Origin of the sequence: Paenibacillus sp. FSL R5-0636 (genome assembly GCF_037974255.1) — a bacterium.
GTDB lineage: Bacteria > Bacillota > Bacilli > Paenibacillales > Paenibacillaceae > Paenibacillus_AQ > Paenibacillus_AQ odorifer.
In genome coordinates this window covers 2,486,598-2,507,141 of sequence record NZ_CP150232.1, presented here as the reverse complement: position 1 = coordinate 2,507,141, position 20,544 = coordinate 2,486,598, and the positions used below count along the sequence as shown (strand labels likewise).

The 20,544-nt window shown below is 44.3% G+C and carries 15 protein-coding genes and 1 pseudogene; 8 read left to right on the top strand and 8 right to left on the bottom strand.

The annotated features are described in order from the left end of the window. The first annotated feature begins 18 nt into the window (after positions 1–18). Positions 19–828, top strand: a pseudogene (locus tag MKX34_RS11035) (YheC/YheD family protein). A 71-nt stretch (positions 829–899) separates the two neighbouring features. On the opposite strand, the gene MKX34_RS11030 reads toward MKX34_RS11035, so the two are convergent. Further along, the gene (locus tag MKX34_RS11030; protein ID WP_038569942.1) at positions 900–1,922 is read right to left on the bottom strand and encodes an NADP-dependent oxidoreductase; all 1,023 of its coding nucleotides are present in this window, start codon (positions 1,920–1,922) and stop codon (positions 900–902) included. A gap of 127 nt (positions 1,923–2,049) precedes the next feature. Beyond that, positions 2,050–2,346 carry a metalloregulator ArsR/SmtB family transcription factor gene (locus MKX34_RS11025; RefSeq protein WP_038569940.1) on the bottom strand — a complete coding sequence of 99 codons (297 nt, stop codon included), beginning with the start codon at positions 2,344–2,346 and terminating at the stop codon, positions 2,050–2,052. A gap of 129 nt (positions 2,347–2,475) precedes the next feature. Here MKX34_RS11025 and MKX34_RS11020 point away from each other — a divergent pair, with 129 nt between their 5' ends. Continuing rightward, positions 2,476–3,255, top strand: a complete 780-nt coding sequence (locus MKX34_RS11020; protein WP_051491630.1) for a helix-turn-helix domain-containing protein — start codon at positions 2,476–2,478, stop codon at positions 3,253–3,255. Between the two features lie 47 nt (positions 3,256–3,302). On the opposite strand, the gene MKX34_RS11015 is transcribed toward MKX34_RS11020, so the two are convergent. Beyond that, entirely contained in the window at positions 3,303–6,170 is a 2,868-nt protein-coding gene (locus tag MKX34_RS11015) for a glycosyl hydrolase 115 family protein (protein ID WP_076296922.1), read from the bottom strand. Positions 6,171–6,412: 242 nt separating this feature from the next. On the opposite strand from MKX34_RS11015, the gene MKX34_RS11010 reads away from it, so the two are divergent. Beyond that, positions 6,413–8,155, top strand: a complete 1,743-nt coding sequence (locus MKX34_RS11010) for an SGNH/GDSL hydrolase family protein (protein WP_076296921.1) — start codon at positions 6,413–6,415, stop codon at positions 8,153–8,155. 87 nt (positions 8,156–8,242) lie between these two features. Here MKX34_RS11010 and MKX34_RS11005 read toward each other — a convergent pair whose 3' ends face one another. Continuing rightward, positions 8,243–9,193, bottom strand: a complete 951-nt coding sequence (locus tag MKX34_RS11005) for a methylenetetrahydrofolate reductase (protein ID WP_256717633.1) — start codon at positions 9,191–9,193, stop codon at positions 8,243–8,245. Between the two features lie 239 nt (positions 9,194–9,432). Between MKX34_RS11005 and MKX34_RS11000 the strand changes: the two genes are divergently transcribed. Further along, positions 9,433–9,831 (top strand): cytidine deaminase, encoded by a 399-nt coding sequence (locus MKX34_RS11000; protein ID WP_036689594.1) that lies wholly within the window; start codon positions 9,433–9,435, stop codon positions 9,829–9,831. A 368-nt stretch (positions 9,832–10,199) separates the two neighbouring features. On the opposite strand, the gene MKX34_RS10995 is transcribed toward MKX34_RS11000, so the two are convergent. After that, the gene (locus MKX34_RS10995) at positions 10,200–12,872 is read right to left on the bottom strand and encodes an adenosylcobalamin-dependent ribonucleoside-diphosphate reductase (RefSeq protein ID WP_076296920.1); all 2,673 of its coding nucleotides are present in this window, start codon (positions 12,870–12,872) and stop codon (positions 10,200–10,202) included. A 386-nt stretch (positions 12,873–13,258) separates the two neighbouring features. On the opposite strand from MKX34_RS10995, the gene MKX34_RS10990 reads away from it, so the two are divergent. From MKX34_RS10990 to MKX34_RS10980, 3 genes are all read left to right on the top strand, one after another. After that, on the top strand, positions 13,259–15,004 hold the full coding sequence (locus MKX34_RS10990) for an SNF2-related protein (RefSeq protein WP_076296919.1): 1,746 nt from the start codon (positions 13,259–13,261) through the stop codon (positions 15,002–15,004). Further along, positions 15,001–16,065 carry a YqhG family protein gene (locus tag MKX34_RS10985; RefSeq protein WP_076140954.1) on the top strand — a complete coding sequence of 355 codons (1,065 nt, stop codon included), beginning with the start codon at positions 15,001–15,003 and terminating at the stop codon, positions 16,063–16,065. Before MKX34_RS10990 ends, MKX34_RS10985 begins: the two co-directional genes overlap by 4 nt. 156 nt (positions 16,066–16,221) lie before the next feature. After that, a complete protein-coding gene (locus tag MKX34_RS10980; protein ID WP_076296918.1) occupies positions 16,222–17,244 on the top strand; it encodes a hypothetical protein in 1,023 nt (340 codons plus the stop codon). Between the two features lie 75 nt (positions 17,245–17,319). Here the strand turns inward: MKX34_RS10980 and MKX34_RS10975 are convergent, their stop codons facing one another. Next, positions 17,320–17,508, bottom strand: coding sequence for a YqzE family protein (locus MKX34_RS10975; RefSeq protein WP_036689445.1), 189 nt, complete (start codon positions 17,506–17,508; stop codon positions 17,320–17,322). Positions 17,509–17,691: 183 nt separating this feature from the next. On the opposite strand from MKX34_RS10975, the gene MKX34_RS10970 reads away from it, so the two are divergent. After that, positions 17,692–18,444 (top strand): N-acetylmuramoyl-L-alanine amidase, encoded by a 753-nt coding sequence (locus tag MKX34_RS10970; protein WP_235219580.1) that lies wholly within the window; start codon positions 17,692–17,694, stop codon positions 18,442–18,444. On the opposite strand, the gene MKX34_RS10965 is transcribed toward MKX34_RS10970, so the two are convergent. Both MKX34_RS10965 and MKX34_RS10960 read right to left on the bottom strand, forming a co-directional pair. Beyond that, positions 18,431–19,291 carry a divergent polysaccharide deacetylase family protein gene (locus MKX34_RS10965; protein WP_076100825.1) on the bottom strand — a complete coding sequence of 287 codons (861 nt, stop codon included), beginning with the start codon at positions 19,289–19,291 and terminating at the stop codon, positions 18,431–18,433. The two genes, MKX34_RS10970 and MKX34_RS10965, sit on opposite strands and share 14 nt — an antisense overlap. Before the next feature lie 105 nt (positions 19,292–19,396). Further along, a complete protein-coding gene (locus tag MKX34_RS10960) occupies positions 19,397–20,482 on the bottom strand; it encodes a glycerol dehydrogenase (protein WP_076296917.1) in 1,086 nt (361 codons plus the stop codon). Between the last annotated feature and the right edge of the window lie 62 nt (positions 20,483–20,544).

The following is a 20,544-nucleotide window of genomic DNA, read 5'->3' as shown; positions in this document are numbered from 1 at the left end:
ATAGAACGGAGGAACAAAATGAAGGAGCCAATACGGCGGATATCCAATAAGCTGACGAAAACAAGGATACTGCTTAGAAAACAAGAGCTAAGGAAGTATATCCCGGTAACGAAAAAAATGAATAAAAACGTACTCTATGAGATGTTGCAAAAACATAAAATGGTGTACATTAAGCCCTGCTGTGGATCTTTGGGACAGGGTGTAATTCGGATTGAAAGATCACAAGATCATTCCGCCAAAAAACGACCAGCCTACAGCTATCAGTCCGGTACGCATAAACATACATTTTCTGATTACGAGATGGCTTATCGGGCAATCTTTAGCGAGACCCAAGGATAGTCTTATTTGGTGCAAAAGGGGATTTGGCTTTTGGTTTATGAAGGAAGGCCATTTGATATCCGGGTAATGGTGCAAAGAAATCTTAAGGGCGGGTGGGAAGCTACAGGCATTGCGGGTCGCGTTGCTCATCCTCGCAAAGTGGTTACGAATGGGAGCCAAGGGGGAACGATTTATCCGGTAGAGGCATTATTAGAATCCTACACAAACGTAGAGAATAGTAGCGCGTTGATCCGGTCCATGCAACAAATTGGAGTGAACTCCGCCAGACAGCTAAGCACAGCCTATCCCGGCCTGCAGGAAATCGGTGTGGATATTGCCTTGGATCGACGCCTTAAACCATGGATCTTGGAAGTAAATACAGCCCCCGATCCGTGCCCATTTACCAAACTGAATGACACCAGCATGATTGAGCGAATCGTCAAATATGCGAAAGCCTATGGCCGCACATACAATCTTAAATGCATGAAGTCCAAACAGGGTATGGTCTGAACGGATTTGATTGGTGATAATACAAACAGCCCTGATATATAAAAATCTCTACCAGGGCTGTTTGTGATGTTTTAGAATTCGGAGTCGCTCACCTTAACAAGCATCTTCCCGAGGTTCGCACCTTGAAACAATTGCAGGAATGCTTCAACCACATTGTCGAATCCTTCAACAACTGTTTCTTCATATTTTAATTTACCTTCTGTTAGCCATTTTCCAAGCTCTTGAAGGCCTTCTGACTGGCGGGCTGCGTAATCACTAAGAACGAATCCTTTGATAAGGGAGCGGGTTTTGATCAATCTGCTCTGAATACGGGGACCCATATCTCCATCTGTACTGTTATAGGAAGAAATAGCGCCACATAGTGGAATACGTGCATAATCATTAAGCAAACTCATCACAGCATCTGAAATCGCTCCACCCACGTTGTCAAAATAAACATCAACACCATTTGGACATGCTTCTTCCAAAGCCTGGCCTAAATTTTCCGTTGTTTTATAATTAATGGTTGCATCAAAGCCAAGTTCATTTTTCAAATAGTCGCATTTATCATCGCTACCTGCGATCCCAACGACACGAGCGCCTTTGATTTTGGCAATCTGTCCAACAAACATCCCCACTGAACCCGCTGCCCCAGACACTACGACAGTCTCTCCTTCTTTCGGCTGACCGATATCAAGTAAACCGAAATATGCAGTGAGCCCTGTTAAACCTAGAACACTTAAGTAAGCCGATACAGGTGCAATCGAATCATCGATTTTGGTTACTGCTTTAGCATCTACAGTATTATATAACTGCCAGCCCAGCATACCGATGACTTTATCTCCAGCTTTGAATAGCTCCGATTTGGAGTCTACGATTTCTCCCACAAGTCCTCCAGCGATGACTTCATTAAGCTGATACGGAGGAACATACGATTTAGCATCATTCATTCTTCCGCGCATATAAGGATCCACTGACAAATACAACGTACGTACAACAACTTGTCCTTCTTTTGCTTCAACTACAGGAATATCTTTGAACTCGAAATTTTGCTGGGTTGGCATGCCTACAGGACGTGAAATTAACAGGACCTGTTTATTTTTCAACTGATTCATAGATCACTACTCCATTAATATTTATTTTTGCTGCTACCTATAACTATTAACCAAACCCTGTACATGATTATCAAATAGTTATAAAACTATCAAACTATCAAGAAAAAATTATAGGTTTCCGGACATATTATAAACTGTCCAAGAAACCCGGTAATAATTCGCTAAACGTATCCTCTCGAAGCTGGCTAATCTTATTCTGCCCCATACGTGTGACACTTACTAAATCAGCTTCATACAAAATCTTCAGATGGTACGACACATTAGATTTGTCCATTCCCATAGATTCACCAATGGACCCACATGTATTGTTCTCCTTATGGAGATGAAGATAACGAATCATTTCAATTCGTTTCACTTCTGCTAATGCTTTAAAAATCTTCACTCGCTTTTCATCATCTTTTAAGGAATATTGTTCGATAGTCATAAAACTATTGTATTCTTCTAATTGCGCAAAGTCAATTTACAATCCCATTTCTTAATCGGTTTCATTTTTGTATAATATACCAATCGGCATTAGCGCGGCTCTATTTATTAGGAAGGAGGAGTGGTAGAAATGGACATTACCAAATATGAAAATCTTGTACCCCGTGTTTTTTTGTTCGTTGATCGCCGATCCTTCCCGGATTGGGAGATTACGAGGAGTAAAATTGATTTCCATGATCTTACCTTCATCGTAGAAGGGAAGTCTGACTATTTTATTAATGGAGAGAAATTCACGGTTGAAGCCGGAGATATGCTTTATGCCCCTTCTGGCAGCATTCGGGAAGCTCAGACCTTTAAGGAGGCACCAATGCGTTCCTTTGCCTTCAATTTCTTCTGGGAGGGTGAGGACAATCATGTGCAGCTCCCTTTTGAGACTGTAACTAGGAATTGGAGAACTAAAGAGATTCTAGAGGATATTAAAGAATTCTCACATGTCTGGATGGGCAAACAACCTTTCTACAAAATGAAGGCCCGGGCCATCTTTCAACTGATTGTGTACCGCTTATTAAGTATCGCCCACCATCAAGAAACACCTCTGATAGATCTAAGAATCCAAAAAGTGATGACCTATATCATGGATCATTATTCGGAGGAAGTCACGATCAAGGAGCTGGCAGATTTGGTTGCCCTAAATCCCGTATATCTAGGTAAGCTATTTAAGCAGAACACTGGCTCCACCTATAAAGAATTTATAAACAAGGTGCGGGTGAACAATGCTGAGATGATTCTATCGGCAGGTGGCTTTAATGTGTCCGAAGTGGCAGCTCACTGTGGTTATCAAGATGTCGCCTACTTCAGCAACGTTTTCAAAAATATAAAGGGTTATCCTCCGTCATCTGCCCTGAAATAACGGAGGATTCGAAGCAACAACCCAGTTGTTCGCCCTTTTAATTCAACCTAACTAAGAATGGACGCCGTCCCGCTAGTATAAAAGCTCTCCTCCGGCCCTAAATAGGAATAAGGAAGCTGGGCAGCGGACAATACAAGCTTTTGCAGAACCAGACCCGCATCCAATCCGTAAAAGCGGAGGGTATGAAGACCCTTTGTTAAAGCATGGCTGGTGGTCACAGCATGAATATTGTCCATAACCGCGCGGCACCACGGTTCATTATCATGATTACCGCCTTCAAAGTTCGTTGGTAAAGCATCCTTAATCACGGGTGCCTGATCATCGAAACCTATCGCATATTTCAACCCACTAGTTTGTGACAGATTGTTTGTCGGCGCAATATACGCGGTTAAGCTATAATCAGTGTCCTGCTGCACTATAATCCGATATTCCAGATAAGGTGCATCCTCCGGTTGTTCAAAAGATACAGCATCCGGATACATTTTAACCGAGGATAAAGAACGTCCATAGCTGTCAATGGTCTTCCATACCACCCCTGATTTCGAAACACGAGTTATGGTATGCTCCGCTTCAATGGACACAATATTATGGGTCTCGATGAAAGTCATCGGTGGCACATCCGGAATGTCTATCCAATCCACGGCTGCCTTCACCTTAACTATATTCCCGGCACCGGAGATCGTAATTTCGCCCGTCGATGTTTCTTTGACCTTCTCCCAATCTACGGAAACCTGAAGCGTCTCCTCTGCCTCAATCCAGCCGCGTATTTTCTCAAGCTTGATCCAATCCACGCTGCTCCGCACCTGATATTCAAAACCCGCTTCTCCACCGTTACTGATTGTTATGCGATAATTTTCTTTTTGAAGATTTGTAATTACCGGAAGTTCAGCTGTGCCGGAAACATACGCTTGTTCCGTTCCTTCCACATCGACAATCATTAAAGAACCTCTGGCGGGAGTTTGGGTGTTTACATCCGGATAGTTCCACCCTTCTGCATTCCAATGTATATACCCAACATGAGGGGAACTCATCATTCCCTGCCATTTTCCATCCGAAATCCCGCTATTATAAACCAACTCCAGATACTTATCCCGTTCGATGGTTTCGCGGGTCAGAGCAGCGTAAGTATTTGCCAACATACTATTTCGTTTAGCGTATAGATGGTTCAGTCCAGCATAAATTTGCATTTTGACCACATTGGCCGAGGCAACAGCAGGGAAATATACGAGCTGGAAGTAAGCATCCTTTAGTTGTTCCGGGATTAGCTCATCGTATTTGCCGGCAGCCTTCTCGGTCATCACCGCTTGCTCCAGAACTCTGTGCGCCTCATTGTAATGGATAGGACTGAAGGTGGACGGATAAATAATTTCAGGCTTGCACCGACCGTTCATCCGGGTATAATCACCTAACAATTGTGCGATTCCCAGACATGTCTCTTGTTCCAGCGCATATCCGAATTGCTGCTCTACCCAACGGTTGGTGTATTCCACAATCCGATTGATTGCACCTGTCCCCCAAGCCTCAAAATCGTAGGCCAAATCCAGAAAGTAGGAAATGGGCAATTCCATAGGCTTCAAATCTCCGACGTTCACAATCCATACATCACGGATGCCATAGTCGAATGCCATACACATTTGCTCCCAGACTTTTTCAAGCGGGGTCGTATTTAACCATTCATAGGAATGCGGACCACCATGATAGTCAAAATGATAATACATCCCCCATCCTGCGCTGCGGTTACGTTCGTTTTTCGTCGGGATTTTGCGGAGATTGCCAAAGTTATCGTCAGCAAGCAGGATCGTAACGTCATTCAGAACATCCCAGTCCTTCAACCCTTCCACCCCGTCAGTGCCATACCAGTACTTCTCAACTTCCTTATAAACGGCCAAAATTTGCGGTGCATGTTCAAGATTGTATTTCTTCAATAGTTCTTTTTGCGTAAGTATAATATCCTTCAGCAGATCAATATTCTCCTGGTCGGAGCCCTCCAGCGCAGAGTCACTTTCCCCCCGCATGCCTAGGGTAATCAAGTTATCAAAGGCCTGATTGCGCTTGATTCCGTCTTCCCAGAAATCTGTAATCGCCTGTTTATTACGGGCGAAATCCCATAGGTTACTTGTTCCGTATTGGCTGTATACCTTCTGCCATTCACTGCCTGCCCGGAATAAGGGTTCATGATGGGAGGTCCCCATAATAATTCCGTATTCTTGTGCATGCTTGGCGTTGGCAATCGGGCTGCTTTTACCATTCAGGCTGAATTCGGCGCTCCACATCGCCGGCCATAAATAATTCCCCTTCAAGCGAAGAATGAGTTCAAATACCTTGTCATAGAAATCTTCATTAAAGTCACCAAATCTTTGAGTTACCCAAGAACCTAAAGACGGCCAGTCGTCATTCAAAAAAATACCTCTATATTTAACCGAAGGCTCCTTGGAGATCACATGAAGCTGGTTATCAGGAATGGACAATGCCGGCTTCTTCTCCGGCACAATATCCGCCCAGTACACCCAAGGACTAACTCCAATCTTTTCGGAGATCGAATACAACCCGTAAATCGTCCCCCGTTTATCACTTCCTACAATGACGAGCGCCTTGTCCACTCCCGCTGTGGGTTGTTCAACCACCTGAATTTTATAACATTCTCTTTTACCTTGGATGGCCGATACATCAACGGTTCCCTCCGCGATTAAATCATCGATATAATCATTACTCCCTATCGATCCAGCGATTATGACTGTTCCATCCAACTCGTTCAATTGTGTATATATCTCAGGCTCTACCTCTGTTACCTGTTTAACATCTGCTGCAAAAGACTGTGCCACCCGGCGTAATCCCTCATAATCTTTCCCCTTGGGGTCTACGTAAATCATGGCAGCACTGCCCTGCTTCACAAGGTGCAATTCCTTCGTAGGCATGATAATTCTCCCCTTAAGCATCCTATTTTCGTATGACTAGGCACATTATATAAGTAAGCGATTTCAACTTCCATGTGTAAACTAGCAACTTTTTGTAATTATTAAATGAAACTTTGTTTATCGGTTGAACAATCTGGATATTTGGTGTTACTGTTAACAGGTATTCCTTCTAACAAAAATATGTTTTTTTGCAAGCGCATCCATAACAAGAAAAGCATATACAAAAAGCGAGGATGATCAATATGAAAAACAATAACGGGGTCATTACAGGTGGCAAGATTGAAGGTCCAAAGGCGCCCAAGGACCCTGCTGAACGCAGGAACGGTTTTTTTGTGCTCTACGAAACCGCGATTGAGGCGACAGCCCGGGCCGAAGGTCCACCTTCACAGGAAGTTTATCTGGAAGGTAACTATCTAATTGACAAGTCCAGATATATTGGCGGCGTCACTGATGAGACAATACTGGAGCTGCTAGGAAACTGCGTTGGATTTCGCAAATTGGTTCATAGTATTGGAGTGTCTGTGAGAAGGGATCCTGAGCAGAACGAGCCCATCTCTTTTCTATTGCAGAACTGGGGCAAAACCAGCAAATACGAAACAGGCAGCAGCATACGTGTGCCCTGTCCCCCCGACGGTTCAGAAGTCCTCTTGAAGTTAGAGGATTTGGAATGGTCTGAAGAGGATGCGGTGCTCGGCAAATTCGCTTTTGAATTTAAACATGAAGGCGAACTGGCCATTGCGAGTATAATTTTTTATTTGCATGACGGTTATTCTGTACCAGAGCTAATCATTGAACCGCCTGTAGCGTTTGAATCTAACGAATACCGGGAGATCATTACCCAATCCTTGCTTCATCCGGGTAATAATAAAAGATTAAAAACGGCCATCCATAAGGCTATAAAAGGTGAGGATGTCACGATCGCTTATATTGGGGGTTCCATTACTCAGGGAGCAGGCGCTAAACCGATCCATACAGAATGTTATGCCTACCAATCGTATCTGAGATTTAAGGAATTATTCGGTACGAATGGTGGCGAGAACATCCATTTTGTGAAGGCTGGGGTAGGTGGAACACCATCCGAGCTTGGGGTCATCCGTTATGAAAGGGATATTCTCCGGGAAGGTTCTGTAACACCTGATATCGTGGTGGTGGAATTTGCGGTAAACGACGAAGGGGATGAAACGAAAGGCAACTGTTTTGAAAGCTTATGCCTAAAAATACTTTCCGCCGATAATAGACCGGCAGTAGTTCTCCTGTTCAGCGTGTTTATGAATGACTGGAACCTGCAGGAACGGCTCTCCCCCATTGGCCGGGCTTATAATCTTCCTATGGTTAGTGTAAAGGATGCGGTATCCGGGCAGTTCCGCCTAAGCAAAAATGAGGGGAACATCCTCTCGAAACGGCAATTTTTCTATGATATCTATCATCCTACTAATGAGGGTCACCGGGTGATGGCTGATTGTCTGGCTTATTTATTCTCCGAAACCCACAAAACGCTAATGGACGAAGATGATCTCCTATTGGATCAGCATCCGGTCATCGGGAATGATTTTGTGAGAACCCTCCTGCTGGACCGCAAAAGCCATATTGACGCAGGCAGGATCGAGGTGGGCGGATTTTCGGGGATCGATACCGATTTGCAGCGGGTAGAAATGGATGCCGATCCTTTCGGAACTCCGGAATTCCCTCATAATTGGATGCATTCAGCGTCTTCTGGGGAACACAGCTTCAAGCTGACGATAACAAGCAAAAATCTCATCCTCGTATACAAGGATTCTGGCAGCAGCGAATTCGGCAAGGCGAACATTTACGTCGATGGTTGTCTTGTAGTCACCGCTGATCCACATGAGAACAACTGGACACATTGCAATCCGGTAATTCTTTATCAAAATGAGGTTAGCGGGGAGCATCAGGTAGAAATCAGAATGGTGCCGGAAGATCAGTACAAGTCTTTTACTATACTTGGCTTCGGCTATAATGCTTAATTAGTTGACCCTAGTGGCATATAACCTAAAAAGAAACCCATGGTCTTTAAATGACCTGGGTTTCTCAATAATTTGAGGAATCTTTTTCTATTTAGTAGGCAGCTTTTTATCTAGAATGGCCTTCACATCTTTAACAAGCTGTACGGATGCTTCAATCTCCAACTTACTTGTTGAAACACTTTCAATACTGCAACCAATAGGAATTCCCTTCTCCAGCCCGAAATCTAGCAATTCTTCAAAGATTTTTTGTGATAGCTGGATTGATTTATCCAAAATATCGTTCGAGTATTTCAACTCGTTTTCTAACCATCCTGGGATACTGATCCCTAACCACTTCATAAATTGTAATGTTTTCGCAGTGCCGCATGGTGCAAGATTAAATAAAATAGGAACCATCTCAAAACCGTTATTTGTATAGTAATAATATAAATCAGACAATAAATTCTTAGATGCCTCTACATTATAAGTTGCCTGAGTGATAAAAAAGTTGCACCCATTGTTGGTCTTTTCGACAACCCGTATATGCTCATCATTCTTTTTTATATGTCTTTCCGGAATGACAACTCCACCAAAAGTTAAATTACTATTTAACTGTTTGCTTAGCTCATAAGCATCTGGTAAATTCAATTTCACCTCTTGTTTACTTGACGAAGCGCCCACATACACTGAAAATCTATCTTCATTTTCGTCAGTTTTAACCCACTCCTCGAACTGGGCTCTTGTATCATTACCGACGCACCGGTAAATTATCTTTGGGACCTCCACCTGTCTTAGATATTTATCACCATAGACAGCCGGATCAATCGTTGGTAAATAGGGATAAGGTCTTTCATGATCCACTCTATCTACTTCTTCCTGAACGTCGTACAGAATTAACGCATCTAAATCAAGATTTTTAAGTCTTTCAACCTGTTTCTGGGCGATTTCCGAGACCTTTTCTGGTGCGTGGCTTGCCTTCGGTGGTGTCATCCCATATGTTATAATACCCGGTTTTTTGCTCAATATTTTTTGTTTAAATGTATTCTCTGCCGCTCCCACATTACAAAACCCCTCTACTCGTCGCTTTTAAGATAAGGTTACCATGGCGGGCTTAATATGTGTAACTTCTATTTACTATATCTAGTTATATTTTAAAGCTATGATTCCTTAATGATACTTATGGAGTAGTACATGTTGACAACCATTTGATGTGACTATAATATTAGAAGTCCTGCCAACCTTAAAGTTGGCGATAAGGGGACCGAAAGGTTCATTCTTATTTAAAAAGGGTGAGTATTATGAATAAAGAAGAATTAATGGAAAGCGCACGTAACACAAAGAAAGCTGCTTATGCCCCTTATTCTAAATTTCCAGTTGGAGCAGCCTTATTGCTTAAAGATGGAAATGTTATTAATGGAGTAAACGTAGAAAATGTATCTTTTGGCGCTACTAATTGTGCAGAGAGAACAGCAATCTTCACGGCTATTACAAAGGGCTATACTAAAGGTGATTTTCAGGCTATAGCTGTAGCAGGTGACACAATGGATTTTCTGCCGCCATGTAGTATCTGCAGACAAGTATTATCGGAATTCTGTTTGCCTGACATGCCTGTCTATTTAACCAATGAGAAAAAAGAAATCTTAGAGCTGAGTTTAAGAGATTTATTGCCTTACGCATTCAAAAATTTAGATATGTAGAAATAATTCCTCTCGTAGTGGAATAACAAAAACACGCGTACCTTTGTTAGACAAGTACGCGTGTTTTTTGTGTTAAAAAGCTTAGCTAGACACGAGTTCACAGACCAGACACACCGCGTAAATACGTTGTTACTTACCAAATCGCAATTCCAACCTTATCTTTTTCTACAATTATACTTCCCTTTTGAATTACACTAATTATCAAACTCATATAGTTAAAACCTCTTAATGAACATCATCAATAATAAAAAAACAAGCGATTCATTGAGATAAAAGATTAACACTTCCTCTCGATGATCGCTTGCTTTTAGTAGCTATGCATAGTCACATTTCTAGTTTTCCCATAAAACACTTATTGGCTCTAACGTTTACCCACAACGACTATACCCGCAATTGCCACAAGTCTTACAGCCCTCAATATTAATCAGCGAGGCGCTGCCGCAGGATGGGCAAAGGTCACGGGAAGCCGTAGAGTGATTATGTCCATGATGACCACCATGTCCATCTTCCGTAGCTGACGGAACGCTCGATTTTATCTCCGCATTTAACGCTTCATTGAAATCCTCCAGCTCCAAAGTTGCTGCAATCGGAGCAGGTACATGATCATCATGAGCATTGTTCAGCACATGTGATTCCAGTGCCTTAGCTACAGCGTCAGCAATGGATTCAACACGATTCGCGCCGAAGCCGATAGCTCCTGATCCGCCAATGCCTTTCAGATGTTTAATCAACAGCTCAACTTTCTCACCATGATCTCCGTAACGGAGGAACAAGGAGCAGACACGGCCTAATGCTTCTGCCATAGCAAAGACGTCAGAACCTGCTTTACCTACATTCAGGAAGATTTCAGCCGGTATTCCATCAAGGTCATTAATCGTAATATATGCCATCCCAAATGGTGTATTGATTTTATAGGTAGCGCCGCGCAGAACCTGCGGACGTTTTTTGTATTGTTTATCCGCCTCTTTTGTAGTCACTTGAGGCGCTGGACTTGCTGCTACAACACTTGTACTTGCTTCTACAGTAGTTGCAGCTTCCTCTGCCGCAACCGGAGCGGCTTCTTTAGCTGCGGTATCTTTTTTGTCTTCCTTCTTCGTGGTTTCCAGGACTTGAACATCACGGCTTCCATCGCGGTAGATCGTAACACCCTTACATCCTAGATCAAAGGCCATTTCATATAGCTCAGCCGTCTCTTCAACCGTAAAGTCAGACGGGCAGTTCGCTGTTTTGGAAATGGAGCTATCTACCCAGCGTTGGATCGCTGCTTGCGCACGGATATGATCTTTAGCTGACAGATCCATCGAAGTTACAAAGTAGTCCGGCAGCTCTTCACCTGGATGAGCTTCAAGCCACTCTTGAGCGATTGGAACAAACTGTTCATCATAGCCAAGACGACTTTGACGGAAATATTTGAAGGCAAAATAAGGCTCAATTCCCGTAGAAGTCCCCACCATTGTACCTGTACTACCTGTAGGTGCTTGTGTAATCACTGTAACGTTACGCATACCGTGTTCACGAATTGCTTCGGCAACCTCTGGATACGCTTCGACTATATTTTTCATAAATCCGCTCATTAAATATTTTTCGGTATCAAAAGCTAGGAAGGACCCCTTCTCTCCAGCAATTTCTGCCGATGCAAGGTAGGCTTCACGAGCCATAAAGCCGTATAGCTTGTCCAGAAACTCCAACGATTCCGGGCTGCCGTAACGGATGTTCAATTTAATCATCAGCTCCGCCAATCCCATGGTTCCGAGACCCACGCGGCGTTCCTTTTTCTGATTCGCTTCATTTTCCGGGAAATGATAAGGTGTTTTATCAATTACATTGTCCAGAAAACGGACCGAATAACGTGTTGTAGTCGCAAGATCTTCCCAATCTACATCATGATTTTTCTCATCGTAGAACTTGGACAGGTTCACCGCAGACAGATTGCAGACTCCCCAGCCTGGCAGGCCTTGCTCTCCACACGGATTCGTACAAATAATCGGGTTGAAATACCAGCTGTTAGACATCTGGTTATAGTATTCCATGAATACGACGCCCGGCTCAGCGGATTTCCATGCTGATTCAATGATCGTATGCCACACGTCACGCGCTTTTACGGTGCGATAATGGATAACGTTTTTGCCGGCAGCTTTCCACTTGTCGAGATCGCCATCCCACATTTCGTTATATTCAGGATCGGTTGTATCCGGGAATACGAGATCCCAGTCCAGATCTTCTTTTACAGCCTTCATAAAACCATTGCTCACACATACCGAAAGGTTAGCATTAGTGACTTGGCCCATCGTTTGCTTCACGGTAATGAAGTCCTCAACATCGGGATGCCAGTCATTAATCATTAGCATGAGCGCACCACGACGACTGCCGCCTTGCTCAATAAGCCCCGTAGTATAACTAAACAAACCGCCCCAAGATACGGAACCACTGGATGAACCATTAACCCCTCTAACAATCGCACGACGAGGACGCAATGAAGACAGGTTAATGCCCACACCGCCACCACGGGCCATAATCTCCGTCATTTCAGACAATGTCTGCATGATGCCGCCACGGCTGTCTTTTGGAGAGGGAATCACATAACAGTTGAACAATGTTAATTCTTCACTAGCACCTGCACCAGCCGCAATACGTCCACCCGGTACAAGCTTCCAATCATCCAGGATTGAACGGAATTTGCCTGCCCATTCCGCTTGAAGCTCAGGTGTCTTCTCTACAGAAGCCATCGCTGTGGATAGACGGTCCCACATTTCCTCAGGAGTTTTTTCTATATTAAGGGTCAACTTTTCAACATCCGATTTCACAAGCTCGCCACTACGTGTCTTTACAGTTACGATTCGACCACTACGCTCCACAATTTCTCCGACTTCCTTAGTTGGAAACTTCGGATCATCTTTGGTCAGCACCAATACAACATCGCCTACTTTAGCATTGTTGCTGTCTGCATCCTTCCAAGCATAACGATCCAAAAATATTTTTTCACTTAGCCCTTCAAGGCGTTGCTTACGTTCCACTTTACTCAATAAAAAAACCTCCCGCATGTGTAGTAGATATTAGTTTCCGGTCCAAGGTATGGGCCCACAACAAAAACTCCCTTACCATCCTCCACTGCTTAACAGGTGTATGTAGGAAGCTCATCTTGTCAATAACAAATACCAGCTAAGCACTCTATAAAAAATACATTTTCAAGCTTTTGTCACAATATATTGTGTGCGTCAGCTTTTAAACTATACCACATATTGTATCGAAGGTCTTATTCGAAAATAGAGTCAAGTTGCCGAATTATCGCAAACGTTGCTGCTTTTTCTCGCTCTTGCTCTCTTTTTTAAAGGCTATCGTGAAAAATAAGAGGTTATGAATTCTCTCGTTTACGAGCATACTACTCTTACGAATGGTGATATAAATCCGAGCTTGAGGAGGCTGCATTATGACGCAATTATTCCGTAATTCTCTACCCCAGCAAGGGGGAACACCCGCGCCGATACTGCCTGTTCCTCTTTCTTTTGACCGGAATTGGTTGCAAGATCTGGAGCTCAAACTGGAAAAGGGCGGCCCATGGGGAGACTACCGTTTATCTAAGCTTGCCGTACAAGGAGAGGAAACAGGTCTAGTAACGAGCTTCGATGAGCTGCAATGTATGAAGCATTTATCCGGCTTGTCCCCTCTTCCCCATCAGCTGGATACAGCGCATAAGGTTCTGTTCGAAATGTCAGGCCGCGCGATTCTTGCAGATGAGGTTGGACTGGGCAAGACCATTGAAGCAGGACTGGTGCTCAAAGAATATCTCGTACGCGGTCTTGTCTCCAAAGTGCTTATTCTCGTACCTGCTTCTCTAGTATTGCAATGGGTTCGTGAGCTGAATGCGAAATTCGGCATCACTGCTGTCGCTCAGAAAAAAGCCTATTCTTGGGGTAACGCCATAGTCGTCGCATCGATGGATACCGCCAAACGCGATCCGCATAAGGAAATCCTGCTGGAAAATGAATACGATATGTTGATCATTGATGAAGCTCACAAGCTGAAGAATAAAAAATCGACCAATTATCTATTTGTACAGCAATTACGCAAAAAATATTGCCTGCTGCTCACCGCGACTCCCGTTCAGAATGATCTGGGCGAACTCTTTAATCTGATCACTATACTGAAGCCGGGGCAACTTGGAAATCAGGGCGATTTTTCCTCGAATTTCGTGGTTGATAAACGCCAGCCCAAGAATGAAGGTCAACTGCGGGACGAGCTTTCGAAGGTCATGATCCGCAATCGCCGTGGTGAAGGTCCAGTTAATTTCACGAAACGAAAAGTCCGTAATATTCCCTTAGTTCTCTCCCAAGAAGAGAAAGATTTGTATAACAGTGTTACTTCCTTTGTCAAAGACCAGTATCAGGAATCCGGCGGCAATCTTAGCAGCATGCTTTCTCTGGTAACCCTTCAACGTGAGGTGTGCAGCAGCCGGGATGCCGTCTTTATCACTTTAGTTAATTTGATCAAAAAGCTGCCTACGGATTCACCAAAAAGAGACCGGATGATGGAGCTACTACAAACCCTCCGTACTGTTAAAACAAACACTAAAGCTGAAACAACCTTAGCACTCATTCAAGAAATGAATGAAAAGGTCATCGTCTTCACGGAATATCGCGCAACTCAAGAATATTTACTGCAGTATTTCCGTGAACATGGGCTGATGTGTGTCTCTTATTCCGGCGGGATGAACCGTGGTAAAAAAGATTGGATGATGGATCTTTTCCGCGGCCGGGCTCAAGTTATGATTGCTACGGAAGCCGGTGGTGAAGGGATAAACCTGCAATTTTGCCACCATATGATCAACTTTGATCTGCCTTGGAATCCCATGCGCGTGGAGCAGCGTATCGGCCGTGTCCACCGGTTAGGGCAAGAAAATGACGTAGTGATCTACAACTTGTCTACGCAAGGCACGATTGAAGAACATATCCTGCATCTGCTGCATGAGAAAATCAATATGTTTGAAATGGTGATTGGCGGGCTGGATGTAATCCTGGAACGTTTTGAAAAGAAGGAATCGCTGGAGAAAAGTTTATACAAAATCATGCTCGAATCCCGCTCCGACGAAGAATTGCGGCATGAGCTGGACCATATTGGTGAATCCCTCAGTGAATTGACACAGGGTATTAAAAAAGAAAGTGAGACTGCGACATGACCCTCACCGCACAGGAAGTACGCAAGCATGTGATGGACTATCTTGAAGCCACTGAATGCTCCATCATTGAGGCTTCGCCCCTTCACGTAACTGTGAAATTATCACCTAGAGCTGACAAAATGCTCACCGACCGGCCGTATTATTGGGGATTCGTGGAGCGCACAGGTGTAGATCCTGAGACCCTTTCTTTCACCTTTGTTTTTGATCCGGAAAAATACGACAGTCAAGCTGCTGTAGAGGTTCCCCCCATTGCAAATCGTAGTGCTGGCATTTTGAATCAAGTTGTCACCGGAAGCCTAACTACAGGTGTAACAAACGATGCAGAGGCCAGCGCTGACTTACTCGAACCCGCCTCCCCGGGCTCAGAAGCAGTGAATGCTCCATCTACTGACCCGGAGGAAAGTATCCTAGCCCGCTACTTCGGCATTGTGCCGGCACTCCCACGAATTGGACCCGGGATGATCCGCAGAGAGGATATTATTTACGGAAGCAAGCGATTGCAACAAATTTGGAACGCCGCTAGGGACGAAGGGAAATGCCTTTATTTATTTGAGGACCCGGGCAGCAGGCAGCGAAACACGCTTTTCTCTGCCGCTTACGAACCATGGCTTAGTGTCTGCTATAAAGTGGAGATGAGCTGCGATTTGAAACGTGAAGAACTCCATTATCTTGGCATCTCCCTAACAAAGGGAACCATCATTGATGACTTTAATGCAAAAGTTTCCACAAAAGAGATGATGCCACGCTTGCCGGAAAATGTGCATATCCAGCCTTATGAAATGACAGTAGCAGCCGCTACCGAACTATTGGAAACTCATCTAACCGCTCAGCTAGCCGAACTGGACTATACTTGGGCAGAACAGGCGCGTGAGCGGCTAAGGGTTGAGCTGGACATCATTGATGTCTATTATGGAGAGCTGTTGAAGGAGCCTGATGAAGAAAAACGCCTAGCGACACAAGAACAGTATAACCGTCGTCGCCAAGAGACCATTTGGCAATATGAGCCGCAAATCGCAGTTTCTGCGGTAACCTATGGACTGTTTCATCTGCGGAGCCTATAGAATGCGACCCTACTCGCTAAAAGCAGGCAAAAAAACAAGAGAACTTCCGCCTTCCGGCGCGACAGCAAGCAACAGCCTTTTTATAGCTTGTCCTCTACAATAAAAAGGAAGCTTATACTTTCTGATATTTCATAACAAAGAAAGGTGAACGACGCCATGAAAATAAGTGTACGGCGGAGGCTGCTTCTTGCAGGTCAAAGCTGCTTCCTCCTGCTTCTATGCATCGGACTCATCGCAACGAGCTCCGGTTCCTCTTCTGCGCTTGCCGCTTCCAGAGTAAGTGTAGTTGATTCAGTCACACAGGATTTGATACCTGTACTGCAGATGGACATCTTACCTTCACCCGGTACGGTCCAAGAATTTGCCAAGAGTACACTGAACAAGCTCGCAGCAGAAGCTCCATTTACAGCCTGGAAGGACGCAGGAATAGAATATTATCCTCTGGGTCCAGGTACTCATAGCTGGCTTGTCAACGTTATGAAAGGTGAACAGCGGATCGGTTACATGATCATTTCCGCTACGGATCAAGGTGGTTATATGCTTAGCGAATATGGAGCTGGCACTTACGGTCTCCCCTATAGTTTATTAGAACTGCGCCAATTTTTGGTGCAGGAAGGACTTATACCTTCATCTTTTACAGGCAAAATAAAACTTACAGCCTTATATGCACCACTTCTACCCGTATGGAAAATCGCCATTGACGATAAGACGATTTTTATCAATGCTTCCGTACCCCAAGTTTTACCATGGACGCTCAGTAAAGCGGAAGAAGTGCTTAAAGGGCAGCAGACAGAAACGGATGTAATCACTAACTTAACTACTGACCTGTCGCCGCTTTCTGCCTATCAAAGCGGGGGAACAGATGATCCTTATAAAGATATCATGTGGTTGACCTCCCCAAAACTGCTTGCTGTAGGCGGTGACAATATCGCCGCACTGATTCGTCCCAAGGAAAGTATCGCTTATCAAGCCGCTGGTCGAAATGATATCGTAGGGGCCCCTTTTATGATTACAGGTTATCAAAACTGGTTGCCTGCTTCGAATAAAACACAAGCAATAAACAACATGCCTACCGTTTACGCAGCATCAGGGCCAGAAGGAAGACGGTATTTGCCACTCACTGCCTTGCAGGCTATCGGAACACTGCACAAGCTGCCCGACAAAAATATCTATAAATAAACATAACAAATAACCTTCCGCTGCCACCTTCGATTAGGCACTGGAAGGTTATTTGTTATTTGTTATTTGTGATATTCAATCCTTATCACTGTGGCTCCATTTGCTTCGCCAGATCGACCAACCAAGCGGAAGCATACCGAACCATTTCTGTGACCACGGCTGCTTAGTAGCCGCTCTTCGAGCATGAATGGCACGCGGATCCTCGATATAAACAACTACCTTCTCAGTGATATACTTTACAAGCTCATCGCCGCCGGAAGCCATTTGTAACACCTCCTACATTATAAGTGAATTAAGATAACCAGCGTCGTTCCATGCTCTTAGTGTGCACCAGCGAGCATATATCTAAACTCTTGTCCCGGATTGTTCGAATAGGTTTACCTATTAAAGCACAATCTAACAAAGAATCTAGGGCACGAGGTTATTCACATGCAAGGAGGAGTTCATTTGAACAATGGGAGAAATAAAGCTTATTCCAAGACAGCAGCTGCAATATGCGGCTTACGTATTACTTTAACTACAGTTGGACTTCTAATGCTGTTTGTGGGGAGTGCATATGCTTCTGCAACTCCATCCAAACCCGTAGTGAATGATGAACGTCAGCATCTCTTAAGCCACGGCCACCGTATGATCTTAATTGATGCAGGACATGGGGGGATCGACGGAGGTACTTCCTACGGCAACATTCTTGAGAAGGATATTACATTAGATATCTCACGCCGATTATTTCTGCTGCTGCGCAGCGATGGATTTGATGTTGCCTTAAATCGTAATGGAGATTATGCCCCAAGTGATGAGAACCGCTGGCTGCGCAGTAAATCCCGACATCTGCGCGATCTTGCCCAGCGTAAAGAACTGGCTGAGACATTACCAGCTACCGTAGTGGTCAGCATCCATGTTAACTGGGCACCTTCTCCTTCCAAACATGGTCCGCTTGTATTATATCGCCAAGAAGGCCGCAGCTTTATCCTTGCCCAGACCATTCAGCAACAATTAAACAGTCTCTATAATATCCGTGCTGAGACAAGACCGGGTAAGCCCTTTTATTTACTCAACAAAATAACCGCCACAACTGTAATTGTTGAGGCGGGTTTTGTAAGCAGTCCGACAGATCGCGAAAAGCTATGCACCCCTAAAGGGCAACAAGAAATTGCAGAAGCGATTGCTGGCGGCATAGTAGCTTATCTTATGGAAGTGTAGGATTGGAGTTCCAGTTCATTTCGTTTTTGACTAGATCAGAAATGCCTATAAATTCAACATCATCTTTTATTTGCTCAACACCGCTGCGGATGCCTGCGGCGGTTTCTTTTCCATATACACCAACATGACCAATGGTTACGCAGAATCGTTGATCCTTCGCCAGGTTATTTACGAGGCCCATTTGTTTCAGGACATGATTGGCTGTGTGTGTATCATCCAAAAAGATATGATTCTCTACACGCGGCAGCCCCATTCGATAAGCCATATTGCCAGCAACAGAACGGTAGTTGGTTTTACTGTCCACAAAAAACAATCCCCGCTCTTTGCACACGGATAAGATCACACCCATAATCCGTTCGTCCCCGGTAATCTTAGAGCCCATGTGGTTATTTATGCCGATAGCATAAGGCACATTATCGAGTGCTGCCTCTACTTTTTGACGGACTTCCTCATCAGACATCTTGGCCAGTACAGCTCCTGGTCCAAGCCATTTAGGATTACCTTGGCGCGGCTCCATCGGTAAGTGGAGAAGAACATCATCTCCGCGTTCATGCGCGCGTGTGGCATCCTTCACAGATGTAGGCAAAAAGGGCATGACCGCCACCGTAAGCTTAATCGGCAGTGAAAACATTTCATCCGTCCCCTTCATGTCATTGCCGAAATCGTCAATAATAATTACGACCTTATTACGTCGAGATGCCTTCTCTTCACTTGGTGTGTTTGTAGGGTTGTCTCTGGACTCGGCAGCTGAAACAGACGGTACCACGGAACCGATTAAAGTAACCATTAGAGCAGCAACAGCAATCCAAATCAGTAAATAACGTTTGAAACTTCGACTGTCCTTCATCAAGAGGAACGCCTCCTTCGTCTTAAACAATTGTTCTCATTGTTTGGTTCACGAAGGTTAAATATGTACGAGGAAGGTTCGCAATAATTTACAGTCGAGTTTTTTCTATTGTCCCCGTGCGTCTGCGGCAAGAATAGCTTCCAGCACATCCAGTGCTTGAATTTCAATTGGCATATTCCAGATGGGGCTATCCTTAGAACAGCTAGCTTCAGCTACAGTCATCAACTGATCGATATCCTTATTGGTAATCCCAAGATCTTTGAGAGTAACGGGAAGGCCGATTTTTTTGCAGAAATCAATCACCTGATCAATCTCTTCATATGGTGCTTTCTCCAGTACAAGCTGAACGATCGTAGCAAAAGCAACCTTTTCACCATGAAGAGTATTCCTGCATTCCTCATGCAGCGTCAATCCATTATGAATCGCATGCGCCGCAGCAAGTCCGCCGCTTTCAAACCCAATGCCACTTAAGTAAATATTGGCTTCAATAATGTGTTCCACCGCAGGAGAGGTAATGCCTTGCTTAACATCTTTTAATGCCGTTTCACCCTCTGCTAGAAGGGTATCCAGACAGGCACGAGCTAATGAAAGGGCTGCAATTGTGCTAGTCCCACCTGCATGGGTAATAGCCCCAGATTCTCGGCAAGCTCTTGCTTCATAAAAAGTAGACAACGCGTCACCCATTCCAGCAACAAGCAATCTTGCAGGAGCTTTGGCAATGATATCGACGTCTACGATAACCAGATCGGGATTTCTTTTTAATGGAAGATAACAGTCAAAGTCTCCTTCAACCGTATACAACACTGATAAAGCGCTGCAAGGTGCATCCGTTGAAGCTACTGTGGGTACAATAACTACCGGGAGGTTACTCATGTGGCTTACTGCCTTTGCCGTATCTAAGGTCTTGCCACCGCCAATCCCTATAATGACCTCGGCATCCTTCAAGCCAAGTGCGGTTACTATCTCATTAACTTGATTACGGCTGCACTCGCCCTTAAATTCACACATTACTAGCGGCATTTCGTTCATTTCAAAACTGTATGTGATCTCTTTTTTGTACACAGAGAAAATATAAGGATCAATAATGGCATAAGCTCTTGTCGCTCCAAGCTGCGAACAATAATCTCCCAACTTACGAATTTCACCATGTCCTTGTATATATTTAGTTGGTGAGCAGATGATCTGCGTCATGGTTCACTCCTCCTTTTATTTACATTCATATTAGAAGGATTGACCACATTCAGCTATTAAAA